22 protein-coding genes are annotated in these 20,954 nt (G+C 55.7%); 13 read left to right on the forward strand and 9 right to left on the reverse strand.

The window, feature by feature from the left end:
• Positions 1-6: 6 nt before the first annotated feature.
• The 6 genes from ABJZ52_RS12505 to ABJZ52_RS12530 form a co-directional block, all read right to left on the reverse strand.
• A complete protein-coding gene (locus tag ABJZ52_RS12505; protein WP_348192726.1) occupies positions 7-2,367 on the reverse strand; it encodes a xanthine dehydrogenase family protein molybdopterin-binding subunit in 2,361 nt (786 codons plus the stop codon).
• Between the two features lie 65 nt (positions 2,368-2,432).
• The gene (locus tag ABJZ52_RS12510) at positions 2,433-2,921 is read right to left on the reverse strand and encodes a (2Fe-2S)-binding protein (protein ID WP_348192729.1); all 489 of its coding nucleotides are present in this window, start codon (positions 2,919-2,921) and stop codon (positions 2,433-2,435) included.
• A 76-nt stretch (positions 2,922-2,997) separates the two neighbouring features.
• Positions 2,998-3,690: a carbon monoxide dehydrogenase subunit G gene (locus ABJZ52_RS12515; protein ID WP_348192732.1), complete on the reverse strand. Its 693-nt coding sequence runs from the start codon at positions 3,688-3,690 to the stop codon at positions 2,998-3,000.
• 111 nt (positions 3,691-3,801) lie between these two features.
• Positions 3,802-3,990 carry a hypothetical protein gene (locus ABJZ52_RS12520; RefSeq protein ID WP_348192735.1) on the reverse strand — a complete coding sequence of 63 codons (189 nt, stop codon included), beginning with the start codon at positions 3,988-3,990 and terminating at the stop codon, positions 3,802-3,804.
• A gap of 74 nt (positions 3,991-4,064) precedes the next feature.
• Positions 4,065-5,039, reverse strand: a complete 975-nt coding sequence (locus ABJZ52_RS12525) for a GAF domain-containing protein (protein WP_348192738.1) — start codon at positions 5,037-5,039, stop codon at positions 4,065-4,067.
• Between the two features lie 106 nt (positions 5,040-5,145).
• The gene (locus ABJZ52_RS12530) at positions 5,146-5,538 is read right to left on the reverse strand and encodes a hypothetical protein (RefSeq protein WP_348192741.1); all 393 of its coding nucleotides are present in this window, start codon (positions 5,536-5,538) and stop codon (positions 5,146-5,148) included.
• 149 nt (positions 5,539-5,687) lie between these two features.
• On the opposite strand from ABJZ52_RS12530, the gene ABJZ52_RS12535 reads away from it, so the two are divergent.
• From ABJZ52_RS12535 to ABJZ52_RS12555, 5 genes are all read left to right on the forward strand, one after another.
• Positions 5,688-6,614, forward strand: a complete 927-nt coding sequence (locus tag ABJZ52_RS12535; protein WP_348192743.1) for a class I SAM-dependent methyltransferase — start codon at positions 5,688-5,690, stop codon at positions 6,612-6,614.
• The gene (locus ABJZ52_RS12540; protein ID WP_348192746.1) at positions 6,611-7,444 is read left to right on the forward strand and encodes an RNA methyltransferase; all 834 of its coding nucleotides are present in this window, start codon (positions 6,611-6,613) and stop codon (positions 7,442-7,444) included. The genes ABJZ52_RS12535 and ABJZ52_RS12540 overlap by 4 nt, the downstream gene beginning before the upstream one ends.
• 10 nt (positions 7,445-7,454) lie before the next feature.
• Positions 7,455-8,318 carry an SDR family oxidoreductase gene (locus ABJZ52_RS12545; RefSeq protein ID WP_348192748.1) on the forward strand — a complete coding sequence of 288 codons (864 nt, stop codon included), beginning with the start codon at positions 7,455-7,457 and terminating at the stop codon, positions 8,316-8,318.
• A gap of 165 nt (positions 8,319-8,483) precedes the next feature.
• Positions 8,484-9,098: a hypothetical protein gene (locus ABJZ52_RS12550; RefSeq protein ID WP_348192750.1), complete on the forward strand. Its 615-nt coding sequence runs from the start codon at positions 8,484-8,486 to the stop codon at positions 9,096-9,098.
• A 19-nt stretch (positions 9,099-9,117) separates the two neighbouring features.
• Entirely contained in the window at positions 9,118-10,803 is a 1,686-nt protein-coding gene (locus ABJZ52_RS12555) for a methyl-accepting chemotaxis protein (RefSeq protein WP_348192753.1), read from the forward strand.
• Positions 10,804-10,878: 75 nt separating this feature from the next.
• Here the strand turns inward: ABJZ52_RS12555 and ABJZ52_RS12560 are convergent, their stop codons facing one another.
• Entirely contained in the window at positions 10,879-11,514 is a 636-nt protein-coding gene (locus ABJZ52_RS12560; RefSeq protein ID WP_153770550.1) for a peroxiredoxin, read from the reverse strand.
• Positions 11,515-11,780: 266 nt separating this feature from the next.
• Here ABJZ52_RS12560 and ABJZ52_RS12565 point away from each other — a divergent pair, with 266 nt between their 5' ends.
• The 5 genes from ABJZ52_RS12565 to ABJZ52_RS12585 all read left to right on the forward strand — a co-directional run bounded on the left by ABJZ52_RS12565 (position 11,781) and on the right by ABJZ52_RS12585 (position 15,888).
• Positions 11,781-12,239 (forward strand): YtoQ family protein, encoded by a 459-nt coding sequence (locus ABJZ52_RS12565; protein ID WP_348192757.1) that lies wholly within the window; start codon positions 11,781-11,783, stop codon positions 12,237-12,239.
• Positions 12,240-12,575: 336 nt separating this feature from the next.
• The gene (locus ABJZ52_RS12570; protein WP_348192760.1) at positions 12,576-12,776 is read left to right on the forward strand and encodes a cold shock domain-containing protein; all 201 of its coding nucleotides are present in this window, start codon (positions 12,576-12,578) and stop codon (positions 12,774-12,776) included.
• A gap of 149 nt (positions 12,777-12,925) precedes the next feature.
• Complete coding sequence (locus ABJZ52_RS12575; RefSeq protein ID WP_348192763.1) at positions 12,926-14,533, forward strand: B12-binding domain-containing radical SAM protein; 1,608 nt, start codon at positions 12,926-12,928, stop codon at positions 14,531-14,533.
• 31 nt (positions 14,534-14,564) lie between these two features.
• Complete coding sequence (locus ABJZ52_RS12580) at positions 14,565-15,251, forward strand: dienelactone hydrolase family protein (protein WP_348192765.1); 687 nt, start codon at positions 14,565-14,567, stop codon at positions 15,249-15,251.
• Between the two features lie 55 nt (positions 15,252-15,306).
• The gene (locus tag ABJZ52_RS12585; protein WP_348192767.1) at positions 15,307-15,888 is read left to right on the forward strand and encodes a hypothetical protein; all 582 of its coding nucleotides are present in this window, start codon (positions 15,307-15,309) and stop codon (positions 15,886-15,888) included.
• 4 nt (positions 15,889-15,892) lie between these two features.
• Here the strand turns inward: ABJZ52_RS12585 and ABJZ52_RS12590 are convergent, their stop codons facing one another.
• The gene (locus tag ABJZ52_RS12590) at positions 15,893-16,939 is read right to left on the reverse strand and encodes a M20/M25/M40 family metallo-hydrolase (RefSeq protein WP_348192770.1); all 1,047 of its coding nucleotides are present in this window, start codon (positions 16,937-16,939) and stop codon (positions 15,893-15,895) included.
• 266 nt (positions 16,940-17,205) lie between these two features.
• On the opposite strand from ABJZ52_RS12590, the gene ABJZ52_RS12595 reads away from it, so the two are divergent.
• Together ABJZ52_RS12595 and mepA are read left to right on the forward strand one after the other, a co-directional pair.
• Positions 17,206-18,255 (forward strand): patatin-like phospholipase family protein, encoded by a 1,050-nt coding sequence (locus tag ABJZ52_RS12595; RefSeq protein WP_348192772.1) that lies wholly within the window; start codon positions 17,206-17,208, stop codon positions 18,253-18,255.
• 61 nt (positions 18,256-18,316) lie between these two features.
• Positions 18,317-19,357 (forward strand): penicillin-insensitive murein endopeptidase, encoded by a 1,041-nt coding sequence (gene mepA / locus ABJZ52_RS12600; protein ID WP_348192775.1) that lies wholly within the window; start codon positions 18,317-18,319, stop codon positions 19,355-19,357.
• Positions 19,358-19,359: 2 nt separating this feature from the next.
• On the opposite strand, the gene ABJZ52_RS12605 is transcribed toward mepA, so the two are convergent.
• On the reverse strand, positions 19,360-19,890 hold the full coding sequence (locus ABJZ52_RS12605) for an N-acetyltransferase family protein (RefSeq protein ID WP_348192778.1): 531 nt from the start codon (positions 19,888-19,890) through the stop codon (positions 19,360-19,362).
• Between the two features lie 81 nt (positions 19,891-19,971).
• Between ABJZ52_RS12605 and ABJZ52_RS12610 the strand changes: the two genes are divergently transcribed.
• Positions 19,972-20,886: a LysR family transcriptional regulator gene (locus tag ABJZ52_RS12610; RefSeq protein WP_348192780.1), complete on the forward strand. Its 915-nt coding sequence runs from the start codon at positions 19,972-19,974 to the stop codon at positions 20,884-20,886.
• The last annotated feature ends 68 nt before the right edge of the window (positions 20,887-20,954 follow it).

Here is a 20,954-nt window from a genome sequence, read left to right on the forward strand (position 1 = left end):
TCTCCCTTATTCGGCTGCCTGCTGCAAGCCGGCCCGGCTTGCCTGCCAAACGCGTTCCGGCGTCGCCGGCATGGACAGGTCGTTATTGTTGATGGCATCGGTGATCGCATTGATCACCGCAGGCGGTGATCCGATGGCCCCGGCCTCCCCGCAACCTTTCATGCCGAGCGGGTTGCCCGGACAGATCGTTTCCGTGGTCAGCAGTTGGTAGGATGGCACATCATCCGCCCTTGGCATGGTGTAATCCATATAGGATCCCGTAACGAGCTGACCGCTTTCATCGTAGGCCGCGTTTTCCAGAAGCGCTTGCCCAATGCCTTGCGTCAGTCCGCCATGGACCTGGCCTTCAACGATCATCGGGTTGATGATCTTGCCAAAGTCATCCGCCGCGACAAAGTTGACGATCTCGGTCTTGCCGGTATCTGGGTCTATCTCCACCTCGCAGGCATATGTGCCCGCCGGGAACGTAAAGTTCGTGGGATCATAGAACGCCCCTTCTTTCAAACCCGGTTCCATGCCTTCGGGAAGGTTATGGGCCGTATAGGCAGCAAGAGCGACCTCAGTAAAGCTCAGCTTCTTGTCCGTACCGGCAACTTTCAGCTCACCACCTTCGATCTGGATGTCGCCTTCTGCAGCCTCCATGAGGTGAGCGGCGATTTTCTTGGCCTTGGCTTCAACCTTGTCGAGTGCCTTGACGATAGCCGACATGCCGACGGCGCCGGAGCGTGAACCGTAGGTTCCCATTCCGAACTGAACCTTGTCGGTGTCGCCGTGGACGATGTTGACGCTGTCAGTATCGAGGCCAAAGCGTTCTGAAATGAGCTGCGCGAACGTCGTCTCATGCCCCTGACCATGGCTGTGAGATCCGGTCAAAACCTCGATGCTGCCGACAGGGTTTACCCGGACTTCTGCTGATTCCCAGAGACCAACCCCTGCTCCCAGAGACCCGACCGCTGCCGACGGGGCAATGCCGCACGCTTCAATGTAGCAGCTGAGACCCATGCCACGCAGTTTGCCGCGGCTTGCAGCTTCCGCCTTGCGCGCCGGGAACCCATCGTGGTCGATTGCCTTCAACGCGGCGTCCAGCGTCGCATCATAATCACCGGCGTCGTAACACATGATCACCGGTGTTTGATGCGGGAAGGAGCGGACGAAGTTTTTCCTGCGGAATTCGGCTGGCGAAAGTCCAACTTCACGCGCAGCGGTTTCCATCATTCTCTCGACCAGGAACGTCGCTTCTGGCCTCCCCGCCCCACGATAGGCGTCAACCGGAGTGGTGTTGGTATAGACCGCCTTCACGTTTGCATGGATAGCGGGAATGTCATATTGGCCCGACAGAAGCGTCGCATAGAGATATGTCGGGACCGAAGATGAGAACAACGACATATACGCACCAAGATTGGCGACTGTCTGAACTCTGAAGCCAATGATCTTGTTGTTTGCGTCGAGCGCCAGCTCGGCGTGCGATTTATGATCCCGCCCGTGAGCGTCCGTCAGAAAAGCCTCAGTCCGATCAGACACCCATTTGACTGGACGACCAACGCGTTTAGATGCCCAGAGTGCGACGATCTCTTCCGGATAGATGAAAATCTTGGATCCAAAGCCACCGCCGACGTCCGGAGCAATGACGCGAAGCTTGTTTTCCGGAGCGACGTTGTAGAAGGCCGAGAGAACAAGGCGCGCGACATGTGGATTCTGAGACGTCGTGTAGAGCGTGTAGTGCTCTTCTGCGTCATTGTAGTCGGCGACCGCGGCCCGCGGTTCCATCGGATTGGGCACCAGCCGATTGTTATGGATGTCCATGCGTGTGACGTGGGCAGCCTGATCGAATGCAGCGTTCGTCGCGGCCTCATCACCAATATCCCAATCATAGATCAGGTTGCTTGGCGCTTCGGGGTGAAGTTGAGGCGCACCCCCCTCCATGGCTGCAACAGCATCGACGATCGCTGGCAGTTCGTCGTAGTCGACGATCACCGCGTCGGCCGCGTCGCACGCCTGAGCCTGAGTGTCCGCGATGACCACTGCCACAGCCTGGCCAACATGGCGCACGATTTCAGGCTCCAGGGCGCGCCAAGCGCCCATGTTCATCGGCGACCCGTCCTTGGAATGCACCATCCAGCCGCAAATCAGGTTGCCTATGCCGTCGCCAACGAGTTGCTCGCCGGTCAAAACCGCATCAACCCCCGGCATCGCCGATGCGGCGGAGGCGTCAATGCCGGTTACCTTGGCATGCGCATGCGGCGAGCGCACAAAAGCCGCATAGGCCATGCGCGGCAACACCATATCGTCGGTGTAGCGGCCCTTGCCGGTGATGAAACGCTTGTCTTCCTTACGCAGGGCACGTGCCCCAATACCGTCAACTCCCATGGCGTGTCTCCCAAGACAGCAGATGTTCCCAAAAAATGTACTCTGGTGGCCGTTTAATGCGCCGCTTATTCAGCTGCGGTCTTCATCGCAGCCATCTGATCGGATGCGGCCAAAATCGCCTTGACGATGTTCTGATAGCCCGTGCAGCGGCAGATGTTGCCCTCCAGCTCGTGCCTTACGGTCTTTTCATCGAGGTTCGCGCCATGCCGCTCAATCATGTCGACGGCTGTCATGATCATGCCCGGCGTGCAGAAGCCGCATTGCAGACCGTGATGCTCGCGAAAGGCTGCCTGAACCGGATGGAGTTCGGCTCCATTTGCCAGGCCTTCAACCGTTGTGACATCAGCGTCACCGGCCTGAACTGCCAGCATGGCGCAGGATTTTACCGCCTTGCCATTGACGTGGACTACGCAGGCGCCGCACTGGGACGTGTCACAGCCAACGTGGGTGCCAGTGAGGCCTTGCGCTTCTCTGATATAATGGACAAGCAAGGTTCTGTCTTCGACGGGCGCCGAAACCTTCTTGCCGTTCAATGTCATGGACACTGTCGTCATTTCTCTCTCCCTCAATTTCAACCTGGCTACCCCTTTCGGAGCAGCCCGGCCAAACCGTTTCTGGCGATCGTGAACCTCAGTTCAAAATCGCCAAAATCGCGATCACTGCAGCAAGTGCGATCAATCCCCAGACAAAGGGACCACCCAAAAGCCCTTTTGCCGCGGCAACCTCTATCTTTTCTTCCGCATCTTGAACGCGCTCTTCAATCGCGTGGTCAACGTCCTCTATTGCCTCGGCGACATGACCTGGCGCGTCTTCCACCGCAATCGTTTTGGCTTCTTCAACCAAACCGGGATCGAGTTCGTCCTCAGCAGTCTCGCTGTTGCCCTCGCCGCCAACCATCTCCGAAAACTTCCCAAAAAAATCGTCAGCCATCTTGCGCGCGGTAGAGTCAATCAGACGGCTGCCCAGCTGCGCCAGCTTGCCGCCAACCTGCGCCTTTGCCGTATAGGTCAGGACCGTGTTGCCGTCCTCTTCGGCCAAATGCACATCGGCGCCGCCCTTGGCAAAGCCGGCAACACCACCCTTCCCCTCACCAACGATGGTGTAGCTCTCGGGCGCATTGACGTTTTCAAACTTGACCAAGCCTTTGAACTTGGCCTTGACCGGCCCGATCTTGGAGGTAACCGCAGCGGTCATCTCCGTATCGCTGATCATGTCCAGCTCATCACAACCTGGAATGCACTCCTTCAAGACAGCTGGATCGTTCAGCGCCCTCCAGACAGCCTCGCGAGGGGCTGCAATTCTGTACTCACCGCTCATATCCATGTTGTAGAGACCTTTCCTTCGAGCCACAGATCGCTGGAGAAACGTCGTCCAGCTGTTGAACCAAGACTGAACAAACAGGCCGAACAAGGCAAGCGCCTGCAGACAGAGCTCTTACGGAAAAGCAACGAGGGAAATGACTTGAGACGGATGGATCTGAACCGCACACACAGGGCCGAACCGCGCAATACCTGCAGCGCTGGCCATATCCCCCCACATCTGAAGATTGCTTGCGTCATCGACTTCATTCAGCTCCTCCCAAAGCCCTGAAATCCCGGAGAATGCAACCAGGTCAGTGTGCATCAGGCCGTCGGACCACGCAAAAGCGACAGGCGTTCAAAGACGCAAATGTGTCTCATACGTGAGACAAGGCGCGGTCAGCGCTCCGACAGAAGGCCATGCTGTTTCATTCGCCGATACATCGTCGCCCTGCTGATGCCCAGATCGCGGGCGGCAGCGGCGACGTTGCCCTTGCAATGCGCGATAGCACGGCGAATTTCAGTCTTTTCTGCACGGGCAAGATCGCGCGCAGCAGCAACGCGCCCGCCGACCAACTCCCCAAGGCTCGGCATCTCGGCCAAGGTCCGCGACGTGATCCCGAGATTGCGTCGCGCAAGGCGGGTTGCTCCGACGAGTAAATCGTCCTCATCTACCGCGAGCAGAGATACGCCCGATGCGCCATGGCCCTCCGCAACGACGATACGCGCCTCAGGAAAAGCAGAGCGAAACAGGTCGCTTTCCACGGCGCGCGCGCTGTCGGTTACGACTGAACCCAGAACCTGCGCGAAGGAAGCGGTCAGGTCGGTTCGACAACTTGAAATGTCAAGAACCGCAGTGATCTCACCTGAGTGGTCGTAGATCGGCGCGCCCATGCAGCTCATGGCCGTGTTTTGGGCACGAAAATGCTGGTTCTGGAAAATAATCACCGGGCGGTTTTCGGCAAGACAGGTCCCGATGCCATTGGTACCTTCGTTCGCTTCGTTCCAGAGGGCGCCTTCAGTCAGGCCCCACTCCTCGAAGTTTCTACGGTCAGCCTCGGTGCTGTTGACCTCCAGGATCAAGCCATCAGCATTGGTCAGCGCGACACAACAGCCAGCCTTGCCCGCAGTTTGAAAGAGCCTTTGCAGATTTGGCCGCGCAATCTCCAAGAGAGATCCATTTTCCTCACGCGCCAAAACAAGCTCATGATGTGTGGTCCGATTTCCAACCGATCTTCTGGCCGGATCAAGACCGTAGTAAACCATCGATCGACGCCAAGACGCTGCAACGACCGATGTCGTTGCATTGACGCTATTGTGCACGGTCGATGCCACCGCCTCCACATGGGATGCGGTAGTGTCTGCTATCGCCATCAGCCGTTCTCCTCCCTCTGCGACAGACGGCCTCCCGTCGCAGGGTCAAGTCCAGCAAACAAAGACAGCATTGTCAAAGTATTTAGTCGGGGCAGCTGAAAACCGGTCAACGACGCCTATAGGTAAGAACATGTGCAGCAATCATTTTTATCGCTGCTTCCGGAAGCGGCTTGGCCAGGGGGAACAGGACTCCTCGACGCCCGTCCAGTTCGCACTCCTCGGGAACAAATTGATGTATTTGCTCTGATGCGTTTGTTCCACAATGGAAGAACAGACCAACAAGATCCGGCTTCTTCTTTTTCCAAGCGATGCGTAGTGTAGTGCCACCGGTCTTGGTTGTCGGGACAAACGCAATCTCGCCCCACTTGAGCGTTTCGATTGGTTGGGGAACGGCAGGATCATCTTCCACGGTTTCGAGGATCACCTGGCGCAGTCTTTCGAGCGAACCGGCAGCATGAGGAGGGAGTTTATCCAAACATGCACGTGTTGTTTCAGGCATCTGGCTCCCGCTTTCTTGCATTTGTCTCTACAATCTCCTGAAGCACACCAATTGTCTGGTTCGCGATTGACCCGCGCAGATATCAAGATTAAGGCCTCGCAAGAGATGAAACAACAAACCTCCGAGTTGACACCTTGACGGAAACAGCCTTGCCCCGCCCCGGCCAGCCTCCCAAACAGACTTGGCCGGTCATCCTGGAAACGCATGGTTGGAAAGACTACCGCCTGCTGGACATGGGGCATGGCCGCAAGCTGGAGCGTTATGGTCAGTACACAATCATCCGACCGGAACCCCAGGCCATGGGCACGCCAAAGCTGAAGTCTTCGGCCTGGGATCGCGCCGACGCCATCTTCACGGGAGACACCGATGAGGAAGGACCCGGGCGTTGGAAATTTTCCGGCAACGTCGCCGAGACCTGGAACATGTCCTACGGGCCGGTCAGCTACGTGGGGCGCTTCATGTCGTTCCGACATGTTGGTGTCTTCCCCGAGCAGGCTGCCCATTGGGATTGGGTGACCGAACAGATCCGCGCAGAGAAACGCCGTGCGCCCGACAAGCAGCCGAAAATCCTCAACCTCTTTGGCTACACCGGACTTGCGTCACTCCTTCCTGCAACGGAAGGCGCGCATGTGACTCATGTCGACGCATCCAAGAAGGCCATCACCTATGCGAGAGAGAACCAGAGTCTTTCCGGCATTGAGGACCTTCCGATCCGCTGGATCTGCGAAGATGCATCCAAGTTTGTCGCCCGAGAAGTCCGGCGCGGCAACACTTATGACGGCATCATTCTCGATCCGCCGAAGTATGGGCGCGGCCCCAAAGGCGAAGTCTGGGACATTTACACGAGCCTTCCTGGCATGTTGGAGCAATTGCAGCAGCTTCTTTCCAAAGACGCTCTCTTCATGATCCTCACGGCCTATGCCATCCGGTCGAGCTTCGTTTCCATTCACGAACTCATGGCTGAAACACTGTCCAAACAGGGCGGGCTACTGGAGTCGGGCGAACTCGTGATCCGGGAAGAAAACAGCACACGCGCCCTGTCGACCTCACTGTTTTCGAGGTGGAGTAGCCAATGAGCGACAAGCCAAAGCGCATCGGTTCGGTGAAACAAATCACGAGCCACTCCAACCCTATCGTAAAGGAAATCAAAGGGTTGGTTTCCCAGCGAAAGCACCGGACGCAATCCGGGCTGTTCGTCGCCGAAGGCCTGAAGCTGGCGACGGATGCACTCGAAGCCGGGTGGGGTGTCCGGTATCTCGCCCTGGGTCCGGAAGCGCGCGAGAACCCGATTGCCCAGAAAGCGGCTGCAACGGCAAAAGCGCAGGGCGCATTGATCCTTGAAGTCAATACTGCCGTCATGTCTGCGATGACCCGTAAAGACAATCCGCAGATGGTCGTCGGCGTCTATGAGCAAAAGCTTCACGCACTGGAGGCCATAGACCCCGCATCGTCTTCCGTCTGGGTCGCGCTCGACCGGGTGCGTGATCCGGGCAATCTCGGCACAATCATACGCACCGTTGATGCGGTCGGCGCGAGTGGCGTGATCCTGATCGACGACTGCACTGACCCGTTTGCCGTCGAAACCGTTCGGGCAACGATGGGTTCCCTGTTTCACGTCCCCGTCGTCAAGACTAGCGCCACGCAGTTCAAAGGACTGCTCAAAAGCTGGCCTGGGACTGTCGCCGGAACGCATCTCGAAGGTTCCGTCGACTACCGACAGCCGGAATATGGCGAATCTGTCCTTCTTGTTATGGGCAATGAACAACACGGGCTGAGTGACGAGATGGCGGCTGCCTGCAAGACCTTGATCCGGATCCCTCAAGCCGGCCAAGCCGACAGCCTGAATCTTGCCGTGGCCACGGGCATCTGCCTTTACGAAATACGCCGCCCGCACCTGAAACTTTGAGGCTGAATTGATGCGCTTATTCGTCTTTGGCATCGGCTATTCATCACAGGCTTTTATCGAGCGGGTGAAAGACCGCTTTGATTGGATCGGCGGAACGACGCGCTCGGCCGAGAAGGCAGAACGTCTGAACAGCGAAGGCATTGCGCCATTTCTATTTGACGGGCAAGAGCCGACGGAGGCCATCGCCGCTGCTCTCAAGACGGTAACTCATGTCCTGATCTCAATCGGCCCTGATGAGACCGGCGACCGCGTCTTGCAGCATCATGGCCATGACGTAGCTGCCGGAAGTCCGCAATGGATCGGCTATCTCTCGACTGTCGGCGTCTATGGCAATCACGATGGGGGCTGGGTCGATGAAGACACACCCTGCAAGCCTGTGTCAAAGCGCTCAGTTCAGCGTGTTGCAGCAGAAAACGCCTGGCTGAAATTTTCTGAGACCTATGGGCTTCCCGTCCAGATCTTCCGACTGTCTGGCATCTATGGCCCTGGGCGGAATGTCTTTGAGAACTTCAAGAAGGGCAAAGCGCGCCGACTGATCAAGCCGGGGCAGGTGTTTAACCGCATCCATGTGGATGACATTGCGGGAGCCCTCGAAGCTGCCATGCAGCAGCCGAAAACGCGCATTTACAACGTGACGGACGACGAGCCCGCGCCGCCACAGGATGTGGTGACCTATGCCGCAAAATTGCTCGGTGTTGCGCCACCTCCAGAGGTTCCCTTCAAGACTGCGGATCTGACGCCCATGGCCCGCTCGTTCTACGGAGAAAACAAAAGGGTCTCAAATGCGCGCGTAAAGGCAGAACTGAATTACAACTTCAAATTCTCGAATTACAAGAATGCACTTAGTATCATTATTGTTAATTTTGACAATTAGAGCAAAAAACAAGAAATCGATCAGCATTCACATTCTATTTCCTGCGTCAGAAACCCACTTTTTACAGTGTTAATTGCCGAACATAGTCAAATTGCACTGCATAAAAATCAGTCGTTAATCATTTAAGACGCATGATCAGCCTGAAAACATCAAAGGGTGTTCAGGATGACAAATTTCAAAACAACTGCAGCCTTGGCGCTCTTGGCCGCCTTTGCACCGAATCAGGGCCTTGCTCAGCCCCCGGCTCCGGACCCGGAGAGCCTTATCAATCCAGCGTTCATAGAAAGTGTGCGTGCATGGCTAGGCAACCCGATTGTTGCTCTCTCTATCGAAAGCCAGAATGACCTCAGGGGCTCGCTCCAGCAAAATGAGATCGATGCTCTCGACGGCCAATGGCGGACGGAACGCGAGAATGACGACAAACCGCTGATCTCCGCAACGCTCAGTGCTCCGCTGTCGATATACCTTCTTCGTGTTCAAGCCGAGAGTGTCGGGCTGTTTACCGAACTGTTTGTCATGGACGCCAATGGCCTGAACGTCGGACAGAGCGCAATTACAGGCGACTACTGGCAAGGCGACGAAGCAAAATTTCAGAAGACCTTCGACATCGGCCCCGACGCTGTATTTATCGATGAAGCAGAATGGGACGAAGATCGTATGATCTGGCGCGCCCAGCTGAACCTTGCGCTGGCCAACGAAGCCAAGACGAAAGCGATCGGTTCTGCGACCGTCGAGGTCAACCTCACCGAGCTGCAACGCCGCAGCATGCCGGCAAGCTGACAAGAAAAGAGACCCCATCATGCTCGGAAACATCTCCGTCACCAAAAAAGGCGCAGCCGCTTTTTCGATTCTGGCGCTGATCGGTGCCATTGCCGGTGGCCTGACCTATTTCAAAACCGTTTCGGCACTCGACCAGGTGCATGCGGCATCGACAGTCAGCTCGGTAACCACACAGTCACTTGAACTCAAGAGCGAGATCTACGACCAGGCGCTGGCAGTGAAGACCTTTCTGCTCACCGGTGACCGCGACTGGCGTGACCGCTCGGCCGACCTTTCTTCAGATATTGCAGGGCGTTTTGACAGCCTGAAGTCTGATATTCAGAGCACCATTCCCCAAGAGGCTGCTCTACTCGATGAAATGCGGACCGCATGGTCGACCTGGTACGGCACGTTCGTGCAAAAGCAGGTCGGCTACATGCGCACGCCCGAAACGGTTGATCTGGCCCGCGCACTGGAGCTGACACCAGAAAGCCGCGCCTTGATGCAAGACATCGAGACGACCGCGGCGCGCCTGACTGACGCGCTAGAGACAAGCAAAAGCAATTTCCTTGGTGCACAGGATGCGCAACTTCAGCTCGTGAAGAGCATTGCCCTGACAAGTGCCCTTCTTATCGTGGCGTTTGCTGTCATTCTCGGCTTCATCAACAACACTCTGGTGTCGCGTCCACTCAGCAAACTCAATCGTATCGTTGACAGCCTGGCCAAGGGGGACACCACCCAGGAAATCGACTTTGGCAACCGGTCCGACGAGATCGGAACGATGGCAGGCGCACTCGGAATATTCCGCATGAACCTGATCAAGAACCGTGACCTGGAAGCCGACTCCGCGCTCCAGCGTGAAAATGCCGACGTCGAAAAACAAGCTGAGATGGATCGCGTTGCCGCCGAATTCGAGGCAACGGTGATGGGTGCCAGCGAAGAGATCATCCATTCTCTTGGCAGCTTGAATGAGAAGTCGGAAACACTCTTCAACATTGCAAATGGCACGACCCAGCAAGCAATGTCTGTTTCGGCTGCGGCCGAACAGGCAACGGGGAACGTGAACACAGTGGCTGGTGCGACCGAGGAACTTTCAGCCTCCATTCGCGAAATCAACGAACAGGTTCGTGCGTCTTCGAAACTCGCTGATGACGCATCGACAGAAGTTGAACGGTCCAATCAGGCCGTAGCGACGCTCCAGCAAGTGGTCGCAAAAATCGGTGATGTGACCAGCTTGATCACTGACATAGCCGAGCAAACCAATTTGCTGGCGCTGAATGCCACCATCGAGGCCGCTCGTGCCGGTGACGCAGGCAAGGGTTTCGCGGTCGTCGCATCAGAGGTCAAGGCGCTCGCAGAGCAAACATCAAAGGCAACCGAAGAAATCGACCGTCAGATTTCCGAAATGCGCGAAGCAGCCGACGACAGCATTTCTGCGACCGCAAGCGTTGCCGACATGGTTCGCTCAATTGCTGAACGCACATCCCAGATGGCCGTTTCGACGGAACAACAAGATGCGGCAACGAGCGAGATTGCAAGCAACGTGACAGAGGCTGCCGATGGAACCCTCGGCGTTTCTCAGTCAATCACTGAAGTGAGTTCCTCTGCCAGCAAGACCGGAGACCTCAGTTCGGACATGCGCAGCTCTGTTGAAGAGCTGCATGAGCGCAGCACCCATCTTCGCGATGCAATGCACCAGTTCCTGTCTCAGGTTCGCGCAGCCTAAAGCCACGGGCAGACGCTCTTTCCAATTGAAACACCCGCGGCACGCCGCGGGTGTTTTGGTTTCTACTGCCGTAATCTATTTTGGCATCGGGACAATGCGCAGATAAGGCTTCAAGGTTTTCCAGCCTTCTGGGTACTTCTCCTTGGCCTCATCATCACTCACAGCAGGAACAATGATAACGTCCTCACCGGATTTCCAGTTCGCAGGTGTCGCAACCTTGTGCTTTGCGGTGAGCTGAAGGGAGTCGATGACGCGCATCACCTCGTCAAAATTGCGGCCAGTTGAAGCCGGATACTCGATCTTGAGCTTGATCTTCTTGTCCGGACCGATGACGAAAAGGGACCTGACTGTCAGCGTGTCGTTGGCATTTGGATGGATCATGCCGTATTTCGTCGCGACTTCGCGTTTCGGGTCGGCGATCAATGGGAAATTCAGTGCGACACCCTGCGTTTCCTGAATGTCACCGATCCAGGCCCGATGATCGTCAATCGGGTCAACCGATACACCAAACACTTTTACGCCGCGTGCGTCGAAGTCATCCTTCAGTTTTGCAGTCATGCCCAGTTCTGTCGTGCAGACAGGCGTAAAATCTTTGGGGTGGGAAAAAAGAACGGCCCAGGAGCCTTCGATCACGTCATGGAAGCGGATGACGCCATCCGTAGTGTCGACTTCGAAATCAGGGGCTTCATCGCCAATCAAAAGCGCGGACATAGACTAGATCCTTTAGTTCTGAAATGTGACCAACGGCGGGACAGCAGCGCCATTCGGGAATAGTGACTTCACCCGCCAGACGTTGCCAAGAGACAGGTAGATGCCCGCTGCACAACCCACAAGCGGTTTTTCGGCTCAAATCGTCGTATCTCGTTTCTGGCGCGGCATGACACTGACATGTTGGCCCATGCAACGATATTGACAGACATACGGGATCACCTGCAGCTTGGCATCTCCATATACAAGGCGTTTGAAGGGATACGGAAATGTCGAATTGGTCTGTCTATCTATCAGGCGAGATCCATACAGATTGGCGTGAGCAGATCAAAGAGGGCGCTGAAGCTCTTGATCTGCCCGTGACGTTTAGCGCTCCAGTCACCGACCACAGCGCCAGCGATGACTGCGGTGCCCGCATTCTTGGTGATGAGGAAAAGAAATTTTGGTACGATAACAAAGGCGCGAAAGTGAATGCCATCCGCACGCGCACGCTCATAGAGAAAGCTGACATTGTCGTCGTTCGCTTCGGTGACAAATACAAGCAATGGAACGCAGCATTTGATGCCGGCTATGCGGCTGCTCTTGGCAAAAGCCTCATAGTTCTTCACGATCCTGCGCTGACACACCCTTTGAAAGAGGTAGATGCGGCCGCACTTGCTGTTGCCGAAACGTCAGCCCAAGTGGTTGACATTCTTCGCTACGCGATCCGCGGCGAGCTCGCAGGATAAGATCAGCTCTCAAGACACTTAAAGTCGTTCGCGCGGGCCTTATAATTTTACGCAAGGCCCGCGCAAGGCTGACTCTTGTATTCTCAGAAAGACTACTTATCTGACAAAGTTGGAGAATATATATTTCGACACCGAGACATTTCTCCTGTTTCCAGCCAGCGATCTACACATCACAAACGCTACGTTAATAGATATGCGAAACGCTGGTTAAATCTGCCGCTGCCATTCGGGCGAGCGCATTTATTACAATAATACCTGTCATCAAGACGTTGAAAATTTGGAGTACACTTCCGGCGTTCGAGATGAGTTGAGTTTGAATTTGGAAAGTAGAAGTCCATGCAACATGGCAATGTGAAATGGTTCGATATTCGCCGCGGAGTCGGCACGATCGAACCGGAAGACGGAGAAGATATCCTCGTCGATATATCCGCACTTCACCGGTCCGGGATTGACACCTTGAGCGAAGGCCAACTCGTGGCATACGATCTCGAGTGGCGCCGAGGTCGCGCAATGGCCGAAGACCTGAAAGTCCTGTAAAGTAAAGTTACGTTACACACCCCCAAGGGCGGCTTTGCCGCCCTTTTTGTTTTATCTTGATGTCAGGTTTTCCTTTTTCCGCCCACATTCTTGAGTAAGCTACTTACAAACGGTCTTTTTTCGTTCCCTTTTTGCCTTTGGGAGATTTCATGATGACCGCTGCTTGTAATGTTTTGCTCGTTTATCCCCGCTTCAATGCTGGTTCTTTTTGGAACTACGGCGCCACCTGCGAGATGGTCGGGGCAAAATATCCCGCTCCGCCGCTTGGTCTTATAACAGTCGCCGCAATGCTGCCGGAAACCTGGAGCGTTAGACTCGTCGATCGAAACACCGAGGATCTTTCGGAAGAAGAACTGGACTGGGCCGACATGGTCATGACCGGTGGCATGTTGCCCCAACAGGCAGATTCTCTCGCAATGATCCGCACCTGCAAGACCAAAGGCATTCCGGTTGTCGTCGGCGGCCCCGACGCGACCTCCAGCCCGGACATTTACGTTGGCGCAGACTTTCGCGTTCTGGGGGAAGCTGAGGGCATTCTCGACGCATTCATCGCAGCCTGGGAGGCTGGCGAACGTGAGGGATGTTTTACCGCAGAAAAATTCAAGGCTGACGTTACCACCAGCCCGATTCCACGCTTCGACCTGCTGACCTTCAAGAACTACGTGCAGATCGGCGTACAATACTCGCGCGGCTGCCCGTTCACCTGTGAATTCTGTGACATCATCGAATTGTACGGACGGCGCCCGCGCACCAAAACCAATGCGCAAATGCTGGCGGAGCTCGACAGGCTTTATGAGCTTGGCTATCGCGGACATGTCGATTTTGTCGACGACAATCTGATCGGAAACAAGAAGGCCGTGAAGGGCTTCCTCCCTGATCTTGTCACTTGGCAAAAGGACAAGAACTATCCCTTCGAAATGTCGACCGAGGCATCTCTCAACCTCGCTGATGACAAGGAGTTGTTGTCGCTACTTCAAGCCGCGAGTTTCTTCTCCGTCTTTATCGGGATTGAAAGCCCGGACCCCGAAGTTCTTGTAGCGACCCGCAAAAAACAAAACACGCGTCGAGACATCGCAAAAAGCGTTCATCAAATTTACGACGCCGGCATTTTCGTCCTCGCAGGGTTCATCGTCGGGTTTGATGAAGAAAGCGACCAGGTCGCGACAGAGATTTCAGAATTGATCGAGGAAGCGGCCATACCGGTCGCCATGACGGGTCTGCTCTATGCCCTTCCCAACACCCAACTCACCCGCAGGTTGGCATCGGAGGGTCGGCTACATGCCGATTTTGCGACAGATGACCCTGACACAGAGGCCGGTGATCAATGTACGGCCGGCCTGAACTTTGAGACGCATCGCGATCGAGCAGCGATCCTGCGTGATTTCAAAACGGTCATTGATCGAGTTTATGGACCTGAAGCCTATTTCAGGCGCGTTCGCAAGGTTGCAAAGATGCTGAACATGAAAGGCGCAAACGGGTCGCTTTTCGGTGCAGGCCTTTTCCACGACTTGCAGATGTTCGGGCGACTTGTCTGGGCAATGACCTTTACAAACACGACTTATCGCGGCCCCTTCTGGCGCACCCTGGCCGCGACAGCTTTCACCAATTTCCGCGCAATCAAACCCGTGATGATGATGCTCGCCCTATATGTCCATCTCGGGCCATTTTCGCGCTTTGTCATCAAAGAGATCGACAAGCAAATCGAAGAGATCGAAAGTGGTGCCTGGAACGCCCCTCCTCTCGTAGCAGCCGAATAGCTCGATGTTGCTTGATTCACGTTGATAATTCATGACACCAGTCACATTGAATGGACCGCGCCTGTCGCCCGCGTCCGGCAAGCCAGCAGAACAGCTTGTCATCATCCTGCACGGATACGGAGCCGATGGCGCGGACCTGATTGATCTCGGTCGTGCTTGGTCCGCAGTCCTGCCTGACGCCACCTTTGTAGCCCCGGATGCGCCTGAGCATCTCCCGTCAGACATGGTTGGTGGGCGTCAATGGTTTGCTCTTCAGGAACGTGACTTGCGGGAATACCGCATTGGTGCAGAAGCCTCTGCACCGCTACTCAATGCCTTTATTGACGCGGAGCTGTCCGCGCTCGACCTCAGTGACAACGACCTGGCGATCATTGGCTTCAGCCAGGGGGCAATGCTGACGCTGCAGGTCGGCCTCCGCCGCCCGCACCCTCCCGCGGCCCTGATTGCCTACTCAGGCCTTCTGCCTGGCGCGGACCGCCTTGCTGACCTTCAAAGCCAAACGCCCGTCCTCCTGGTCCATGGTCAGGACGATGACGTTGTTGACCCTCATCACCTTGATGCCGCATCAAGAGCGTTGCTCGGGGCAAACATCTCTGTCGAGAGCCACCTTCTCGACAACTTGGGTCACACCATTGACGAGCGCGGGATGGTCATCGCAGGCAGGTTCCTGGCGAAAGCACTCGGCGGCCTGCCGCCGAAGGAGTTAACAAGTTCTTAAGTATTTAAGCCGAGGCTTACGTTTAGAGAAGTCTATCCCTTTGCCCGAGGCTAGCATGCAGCTTTCCATCGAAACGACGACCCAAAGCACCAGCATCCTCACAGCCTCCTTCCAGTCAGGATCGGGAAAGGCCCAGCTTGGCTCGGATCAGGAAAACGACGCCGCTCCCGCTTTAACTGCTCTCGAAGCTGCTTCCAAAAAGGCGGAAGAGGATGCCTCTGTCATCGCTGCTCTGCAGACCGCTGTGGAGATGGGCAGAGGTGAGAGCGACGAGGACAGCGAAAGAAATGCGCTGGCCAAGATCGAAGACTATCAAAAGACAGCTGGCCGTCTGAAATCCGCGCTCGGCATGGAAGAGGGTACGGCATCCAGCTCTTCGGCTTCCTACGAGAGCGCGACAGTTTCAACGACCACGATCGAAGCCGAGATTGGCGGCAACACGATCTCCGCAGAATTCGTTTCCTACGAGCGCGTGTCCTATGACAGCGCGACCGGTCTTTCGGTTCGTTCAGCAAGTGCGTCGAACGTTGAGGCCGACTTCGGCAACGTGAGCGCAAGCTATCAGAGCGCCTCTGTCAGCTCCGCCTATGCAGGAACCGGCGACCAAGTCGGAAACTTGCTCGCCGGCTTCGCTTGATAGATCAGGCCTTTTTCAGATAGGCCGCCAGGATATCGCAAGCCGCCTTGAGGTCGTCACGATGGATCATTTCCGTGACGGTGTGGATGTACCTTGTACCGACGACGATCCCGACGGCCTTGGCGCCCGCCGCAGCCTGTTGCGCCGCTGCTCCATCCTGACCGCCAGCCTTAAGCATCGTGCGCTGGAACGGGATTTTTGACTTAACAGCCAGTGCCTCGACTTCCTTCACCAGATCCCGATCGGCAATGAAGCTCGAGTCCTTGACGTGAAGACCGAAGCCTTCGCCCTGCACTGTGGTCCGATCCTGCTCCGGCACACCCGGTGTATCGCAGGCGAGCGTCGTGTCGACGCCAAAGCCGATGTCCGGCTTGATCGCGAAGGCTGCGGTCCGGGCACCGCGTAAGCCAACCTCTTCCTGGCAGGTGAATGCAACATGGATTTCGCAGGCGTGCTTTGAATTGCCAAGAGCCCTAATGGCCTCAATACCGAGCCAGCATGCAATACGATTGTCCAATGCCTTGGAAACGATCTTGTCACCCATCTCGATCAGCGGCTCATCCATGGTCACCATGTCGCCAATACTGATCTTTTCCTGAGCTTCTTCTCCCATGCCCAAGTCCACGACGAAGTCTGCCGGCTCCGGGATTTTCTTTCGTTCTTCAGGAGAGGAAATATGAATTGGCCGACCACCCGGGTTCATCACCCCCTTGTAGTCACCGTCGTCAGTTGAGACGAGCACGCGCCTTGAAAACAGGTTCCGCGGATCGAAACCTCCAACCGGCTGAACATGCAGGAAGCCCTTTTCGGTCACGTGGGACACCAGAAAACCGATCTCATCCATATGGCAGAGCAGCATGACCTTCTTGGGCGGCTCTTTTTTCTTGGTGGCTTTGCGCGGGTTTCGCTTGCACAAGAGCGACCCCATGGGATCCACAGTGACCTCGTCAAAGAGGCCCTCGATCTCGGACAGGATCAGTTCACGTACTCGGTGTTCGTGGCCTGGAACTCCAGGCGTCTCGCAAAGTCGGCGCAGTAGGTCGATGTTCATGGGGGCCCTGTATTGTTGTGTGGGACGGTATGCTACCCTATCGAGAAGCTGATCGTGTTGGAAGTGGCGGCATAAAACCTGGCCGGAGTGAAGTACCTTTAAAACATCATGACCCGCTTTTACCGCTTCTTTTCCAACGCCGAAATTTGTGCAGACACATGCCGGACCGCCATGGCAGTGTCGCAATTGCGAAAGAGGATTTTGCAACGTTAAAGAAGCGCAGCTCCAGCGCCTGAATTTCCATTCACTGTGTTGAAGAGAGTGGCATGGCTCGAGAAAAATACTTCATTTTGTCAATTGATGGTGGCGGGATACGCGGACTTATTCCGATCCGTATTTTGGAAAGCCTTGAAAGCCGCATGGCGCACAAGGGTGTCCAGCTCGCGATGCACCAGTGTTTCGACCTCATTTGCGGCACATCCACCGGCGGCTTGATCGCGGCGGGACTCTCGGCACCAAAGCCGGGAGGAGCGAAGGGCGAAGCAGCTGTAACGCTTGGCGCACTCAGAGATTTCTATGAGCGCGATGCGCGCGATATTTTCACTCATTCGATAGGCAATAAACTCGGGCGCTTCGTGACCAATCCCTTCGGATTGTTCGACGAAAGATATGATGCACGACCACTGGAGAGTATTTTGAAAGAGCGCTTTGGCTGGACCTCCATGGCAAGCGCGCTCACCCATCTCGTGCTCACCGCATACGATATCGAGAAACGCAAAGCGGTTTTCATGACAAATGGTCGTCAGCACGACGGCAGCAAGCCCGACGACTACTATCTCTGGCAGGCCGTGCGCGCGACAACTGCCGCGCCATCCTTTTTCGAACCAGCCAAGGTCGAGAACCTTACCCGCGGCAGCGAAGATGTGCTGGTTGATGGCGGCGTCTTCATGAACGACCCGGCAATCGCGGCCTACATCGAAGCGCGCAAGATGGGCTGGGCCGCAGAAGACATCACGCTCATTTCGCTTGGTACCGGTCACGCGCCAGAGCGTTCCTTCAACTATCGGGAAGCGGCGGGCTGGGGAGCGCTCGGCTGGATGCTGCCTTCAAACGGGGTTCCAATCCTCTCAATCTTCACCGACGGCCAATCGCAGACCGCGAGTTATCAAGCCGATTGCCTTTTCACCGATCTTGGCGAAACGCGGTATATTCGAATAGATGGCGATATCCCGGCCGAAGCCGAAGCGATGGACAATGCACGGCCTGGCAATATTCTGCAGCTGAACGGGGCGGCCGACCGAATTATTCGCGATGAGACCCTTGTCCTTGATGAGATCGCTGAGCTTCTCATTTCAGCTAAGGCAGGTAGATCCTGACGTTCCACGTAGCCAAGGCCAGGCAAACATGTTTCTGCCGCATAATAAGGGATCAAAATTGGTGAGAACGTCCTTACAATTTGTTCGCCAGCAGTTCATCTGGTCCATGGCATTGATCGCAGCACTCCCGGTGTCGGCAGGCGCTATCCCATTGCCATCCGAGAAACCCTCGAGTGGAATTCTGGCCGTACCGGTTCCTGCCCAAAAAGCGACGCCATCAGCACCCAACGCACGTTCGCACAAAAAGCAGCAAGTCGTGCTGCGTGACGACCAACCTGCGAAGCTCTATTTCGGAGCTATGAAGAGTGCCGCGCCTCTTGCTGCACGGGCTATTGGTTCCTATGCGAAAGGTTGCCTTGCGGGCGGCGCGGCTCTGCCAACGGATGGTGCAAATTGGCAAGTCATGCGCCTGTCACGAAACCGCAACTGGGGCCACCCGGACCTGGTGCAATTCCTCAAGGATTTGGCAAACGATGCGCCGTCTCTCGGCTGGCGCGGATTGCTGGTCGGCGACCTGGCGCAGCCACGCGGTGGCCCCATGCTGTCGGGTCACGCGAGCCATCAGATTGGCCTTGATGCTGACATTTGGCTGACTGAGATGCCTGATCGGCGCTTAACGGCAAAGGAACGTGAGGAAATATCTGCGATTTCGATGCTAAAGGGTCCACTTGATGTCAAGGATGCAGATCGAAGGGTCGACCCGCGCAAATGGAGCGATTCGCGCGCAAGACTCATCCGCAGAGCCGCTTCAGACGAACGCGTTGCCCGGATCTTCGTCAGCCCGACCATCAAGAAGGCGCTTTGCGATTTTGAAACCGGCAAAGACAGGTCTTGGCTGAGAACGGTTCGTCCCTGGTGGGGACACCATTATCACTTCCATGTGCGCCTCGCCTGTCCAAGGGACAGCAAGGGATGCAAGAACCAGAACCCTCCACCTCCCGGCGACGGTTGCGGGAAGGAGCTAACCTATTGGCTGTCTGATGTGCCATGGGTACCAAAGAAGCCGAAGGATCCGAACAAGGAACCCAAGGTCGTCAAAAAGAGACCAATGGCACTCAGTGCACTGCCCAAAAGCTGTAAGACCGTACTCGCTGCGCAGTAGCCCTATCTCTTTTCTTGGTCTTGCGGTGGCCGTGCTCGGTCATCCAGGACGAGGGTCATCAACACCAAATCAAGCCACTGGCCAAATTTCATGCCAACCTGAGGAATGCGCCCCACTGATTTAAAACCAAACTTCAAGTGCAGCGCAACGGAACCGGCATTCTCACCATCAACTGATGCCAACATCACATGATACCCTTGGCTCCGAGCCACTTCGACCAACTTATCGAGCAGCAAGCGGCCTGCGCCTTTGCCTCTTGCCTGAGGTGAAATATAGATCGAGTGCTCAACTGTCAGACGATACCCCTCTTTGGGTCGATACAGACCAAAAGAGCCGTACCCGATCACATCACCCGTGTCGTTCTCCACCACCAGAACAGGAAAGCCTGCCTGTGTTCGCTCCTTAAACCAGGTCGTTCTATCCTCGAGCGTATCCAACTTGTCGGTCCAGATCGCCTTTAAGGTCTTTACTGCGTTGTTGTGGATATCGAGAAGACTGGGAAGGTCTTCAAGACTAGCTTGCCGAAGAAGCATGAGAAACCCTTTTCACATTAGCCTCCCTCATTGTAATATATAAAAAAACAAAAGAAATTATCTCTCAAATAAGAAATTCCTATGGATATAGACCAACTACGAACCTTCGACAGAGTCGTTCGAGACGGCAGTTTCACAAAGGCATCAGCCCGGTTGAATGTCACGCAGGCAACCGTTTCAATGCGCATACAAGCCCTGGAAGCCGCTCTGGGTGCACAACTCTTCCTACGAGGACGCCAGATCCAACTGACGGATCAGGGAATTGGTTTTCTTCCTTACTGCAGGCGTATGCTCAGCGTGCTTCAGGAGGCTCGCGAAACCTTGCGACGGGCAGAACGCGGGCGGCTTTCGGTCGGCTCCCTATCAACCATGATCATGCCCCTGATTAGTGAAGCTCTGCTCCGCTTTCAGCGGCGCAACCCCATCATTGATGTTGTTGTCCGAGAGGGCCGGCACAATCAAATCGCCACCATGCTTCATGAGCAGGAAGTCGATCTGGCGATCATGTGCTGGCCAAACCTTGATCCGATTTTGACCAGTGCTGAGCCTCTGCTGATCGTCCGTGAGGATGCCCCACTTGTCGCTGTGCCGACGCTTGCGAGTAAACTTGGCCCCTCCCCCTCCATGACAGAAATCCTGGAAACAGCCCCGCGTTACCTCCATCTTGGCTGGTGGCAAATCGCCCCTCCTACCGCGATGTCGTTTGCTTTGAATGCTCCCGTCCAGGTCGAGCTTCCTACCAATCCAGGCAAGATCCTCGTCGAAGCAGGCGAAGGGATTGGATTCTTCGCTCGCTCTGCCGTTTCATCGTCTCTGGACACCGGCAAGCTCGCCGAAATCAAACCAAGGGATCAGGAACCACTACATCGCGACATCGCACTTGTCGTACGAAACAAGGCGACATTGGATGAAACACACATGAGGGAATTCGCCAACGAGGTTGCTCATGAATGCCGCTCACTTGGCAAGATTTTGACCGATAATTTGTCGGGCTAAACGTAATGGCACGGAGTGCCAGAAGAGAGGAGGGTGTGGAGCAGCGTCCTAGAAGCCACGCGACAACC

The sequence above is a fragment of the Roseibium sp. genome (genome assembly GCF_039982295.1).
In the GTDB taxonomy this organism is placed as follows: domain Bacteria; phylum Pseudomonadota; class Alphaproteobacteria; order Rhizobiales; family Stappiaceae; genus Roseibium.